Below are 3698 nucleotides of genomic sequence, written 5' to 3' on the forward strand. Positions count from 1 at the left end.
CGGTCGTCGTGCGGGGCGCGGCACATCCGGCCGCGCCGGATCGTGGGCGGCCGGCCCATGGACCGGGGGACGCCGCCGTGGCAGCATGCCGCGGATGGAGATCGCGCAGCGGACCGTGACGGCGAACGGCATCACCCAGCGGGTACGGGTGGCCGGGCCGCCGGACGGCGTGCCGGTGCTGCTGGTGCACGGCAACGGCTCCTCCTCGGCGTTCTGGGAGCCGCTGGTCAGCCGGCTGCCGCGACGCTCCGGGTGGTCGCGCCCGACCTGCGCGGGTACGGCGACACCGAGACCGCCCCGGTGGACGCGACCCGGGGACTGGCCGACTTCGCCGACGACGTGGCCGCCCTGCTCGACGAGCCCGGCCTCTTCGCCGCCGGCGCGCGCCCGGTGGTGGTCGGGCACTCCCTCGGCGGCGGGGTGGCGATGCGGCTGCTGGTCGACCACCCGGACCGGGTGGCGGCTCTGCTGCTGGAGGCCCCGGTGTCGCCGTACGGCTTCGGTGGCACCCGCGACCTCGACGGCACCCCGACCACGCCCGACTTCGCCGGCACCGGCGCCGGCTCGGTGAACCCGGACTTCGTGGCCAGGCTCGCCGCCGGCGACCGGAGCGCGGACGCCCCGACCAGCCCCCGCAGCGTGCTGCGGGCCACCTACGTCGCCGACCCGGCCTCGCTGGGCGAGGACGAGGAGCTGCTGCTGGACAGCCTGCTCTCCACCGCCACCGGCGAGGACAACTACCCCGGCACGGCGGGCACCTCGCCGCACTGGCCCGGCACCGCGCCCGGGTCGCGCGGCGTGCTCAACGCGCTCGCCCCGGCCCACTTCCGGCTCGCCGACGAGCTGGTCGCGGTCGAGGTCAAGCCACCCGTCGCCTGGGTACGCGGTGACGCCGACGTGATCGTCTCGGACACCTCGCTGTTCGACCTGGCGTACCTGGGGTCGTTGGGGATGGTGCCGGGCTGGCCGGGGGAGCAGGCGTGCCCGCCGCAGCCGATGGTCGGGCAGACCCGGGCGGTGCTGGAGCGGTACGCCGCGGCCGGCGGCACGTACCGTGAGGTGGTACTTCCCGGCTGCGGGCACAGCCCGCACGTGGAACGGCCGGCCGAGTTCGTGGCCGAACTGCTGGCGCTGACGGGGGTGCCGGCGACGAACTGACCCGGTGCGTGAAATATCCCACGGCGTCTCGACAACGCAGCGTCGCGTGGCAGACTCCGGCGCATAACCTTAGTCGCCGTTCAAGTCGGCGGGGTGCGGAGCAACCAGGGGAGGCCGGTCGTGGCGCGCGAGTTCACCAGTGTGGGTGTGGTGGGTCTGGGCACCATGGGTGCCGGCATCGTCGAGGTGTTCGCCCGCAACGGCGTCGACGTCGTCGCGGTGGAGATCTCCGCGGCCGCCCTGGAGCGCGGCCGGGTCACCCTCACCGGCTCCACCGACCGGGCCGTCGCCAAGGGCAAGCTCGCCGAGGCCGACCGGGACGCCCTGCTGTCGCGGGTGAACTTCCAGGTCGGGCTGGACGCGCTGCACTCGGTGGACCTGGTGATCGAGGCCGTCCCCGAGCACCTCGACCTGAAGCAGCGGATCTTCGCCGAGCTGGACCGGGTCTGCAAGCCCGAGGCGATCCTGGCCACCAACACCTCGTCGCTGAGCGTCACCGAGATCTCGGTCGCCACCACCCGGCCCAACCAGGTGATCGGCATCCACTTCTTCAACCCCGCCCCGGTGATGAAGCTGGTCGAGGTGGTCCGCACGGTGGTCACCTCCGCCGACGTGGTCGCCGACGTCGAGGCGCTCTGCGAGCGGCTCGGCAAGGTCGACGTCACCATCAACGACCGGGCCGGCTTCATCGCCAACGCGCTGCTCTTCGGCTACCTCAACCACGCCGTCAGCATGTTCGAGTCGCGGTACGCCACCCGCGAGGACATCGACGCCGCCATGAAGCTCGGCTGCGGCCTGCCGATGGGCCCGCTCGCGCTGATGGACCTGATCGGCCTGGACACCGCGTACGAGATCCTGGACACCATGTACCGGCGGGGCGGTCGCGACCGCCGGCACGCCCCGGTGCCGCTGATCAAGCAGATGGTCACCGCGGGTCTGCTCGGCCGCAAGTCCGGCCGGGGCTTCTACACCTACGAGCGGCCGGGCTCCCCGGTGGTCGTACCCGACGAGCAGACGCCCGTGGCGTCGGAGTCGGCCCTCGCCGACGGCGCCCGGGGGATCGCCAAGGTCGGCGTGGTCGGCTCCGGGACGATGGCCACCGGCATCATCGAGGTCTTCGCCAAGGCCGGCTACGAGGTCGTCTCGGTCACCCGGGGCGCGGAGAAGTCCGCCAAGGTCTTCGAGTCCGTCAAGACCTCGCTGAACAAGGGCGTGGTGCGCGGCAAGCTCAGCGAGGCCGACCGGGACGCGGCGCTGGGCCGGATCAACTGGTCCGCCACCCTGGAGCACCTGGCCGACGTCGACCTGGTGGTCGAGGCCGTGGTCGAGGAACTGAGCGTCAAGAAGGCCCTCTTCGCCAGCCTCGACGAGATCTGCAAGCCGGGCGTCGTGCTCGCCACCACCACCTCCTCGCTGCCGGTGATCGACGTGGCGATGGCCACCCAGCGCCCGGCCGACGTGGTGGGGCTGCACTTCTTCAACCCGGCGCCGATCATGCCGCTGATCGAGGTGGTGCAGACCATCCGCACCTCGACGGAGACCGCCGCCACCGCCAAGGCGGTCTGCGCGACGCTGGGCAAGACCGGCGTGGTCTGCGGCGACCGTTCCGGGTTCATCGTCAACGCGCTGCTCTTCCCGTACCTGAACGACGCGGTGAAGATGCTGGAGGCCAGCTACTCCACCGCCGACGACATCGACTACGCGATGAAGCTCGGCTGCGGCTACCCGATGGGGCCGTTCGAGCTGCTCGACGTGGTCGGGTTGGACGTCTCGCTGGCCATCCAGCGGGAGCTCTACCTGGAGCTGCGCGAGCCGGGCTTCGCTCCCGCGCCGCTGCTGGAGCACCTGGTCACCGCCGGTTACCTGGGCCGCAAGAGCGGCCGGGGCTTCCGCGACCACACCCGTCGCTGACCGCGGTCAACACGCCGCCCTCGTGACGGCGTCTTGAGGATGTGACCTTCGAGGAGTACGTCAGCAGCCGAGGCCCGGCGCTCGTCCGCCTGGCCCGGCTGCTGACCGGTGACGAGCACCGCGCCGAGGACCTCACCCAGGACGTGCTGGCGCGTGCCTACGTGCACTGGCGCAAGATCGCCCGCGTCGACCACCCGGACGTCTACGTGCGCCGGATGCTGGTCAACGCCAACACGTCCTGGTGGCGCCGGCTGTCCAGCCGCGAGCTGGCCACGGCGGAGTTCGCCGATCGGCCCCACGGTGGCGACCTCGGCGGCGAGGCGGCCGAGCGGGACGAGCTGTGGCGGATGATCCTCGCGCTGCCCGACCGCCAGCGGGCGGTGCTGGTGCTGCGCTACTACGAGGATCTCGACGACGGGACGATCGCCCAGATCCTGGACTGCTCGCCGGTCACCGTCCGCACGCATGCCATGCGGGCGCTCACCCAGCTGCGGGGGCGCTACGGCGTTCCCACGACCAACGGGAGCCGGCCGTGACCGATCTGGACCAGCGGATCGCCGACACACTGCGGGAGCGCGCCGAGGGCGCGGTGGACACCGACCTGTTGACCACCCGGGCGGTCAGCGCCG

General features: G+C 72.4%; 4 protein-coding genes. 3 read left to right on the forward strand and 1 reads right to left on the reverse strand.

Features of this window, described 5'->3' with window-relative positions; genetic code table 11:
- The coding region (locus tag JNW89_RS30695; RefSeq protein ID WP_238451734.1) for a hypothetical protein at positions 1–195 on the reverse strand (195 nt) is incomplete at its 3' end.
- 57 nt (positions 196–252) lie between these two features.
- On the opposite strand from JNW89_RS30695, the gene JNW89_RS30700 reads away from it, so the two are divergent.
- From JNW89_RS30700 to JNW89_RS30710, 3 genes are all read left to right on the forward strand, one after another.
- Positions 253–1158 carry an alpha/beta hydrolase gene (locus JNW89_RS30700; RefSeq protein WP_238451735.1) on the forward strand — a complete coding sequence of 302 codons (906 nt, stop codon included), beginning with the start codon at positions 253–255 and terminating at the stop codon, positions 1156–1158.
- Between the two features lie 120 nt (positions 1159–1278).
- On the forward strand, positions 1279–3069 hold the full coding sequence (locus JNW89_RS30705) for a 3-hydroxyacyl-CoA dehydrogenase family protein (RefSeq protein WP_238451736.1): 1791 nt from the start codon (positions 1279–1281) through the stop codon (positions 3067–3069).
- 41 nt (positions 3070–3110) lie between these two features.
- Complete coding sequence (locus JNW89_RS30710; RefSeq protein WP_238451737.1) at positions 3111–3605, forward strand: SigE family RNA polymerase sigma factor; 495 nt, start codon at positions 3111–3113, stop codon at positions 3603–3605.
- Positions 3606–3698 lie beyond the last annotated feature (93 nt).

The sequence above is a fragment of the Micromonospora sp. 4G55 genome (assembly GCF_016803375.1).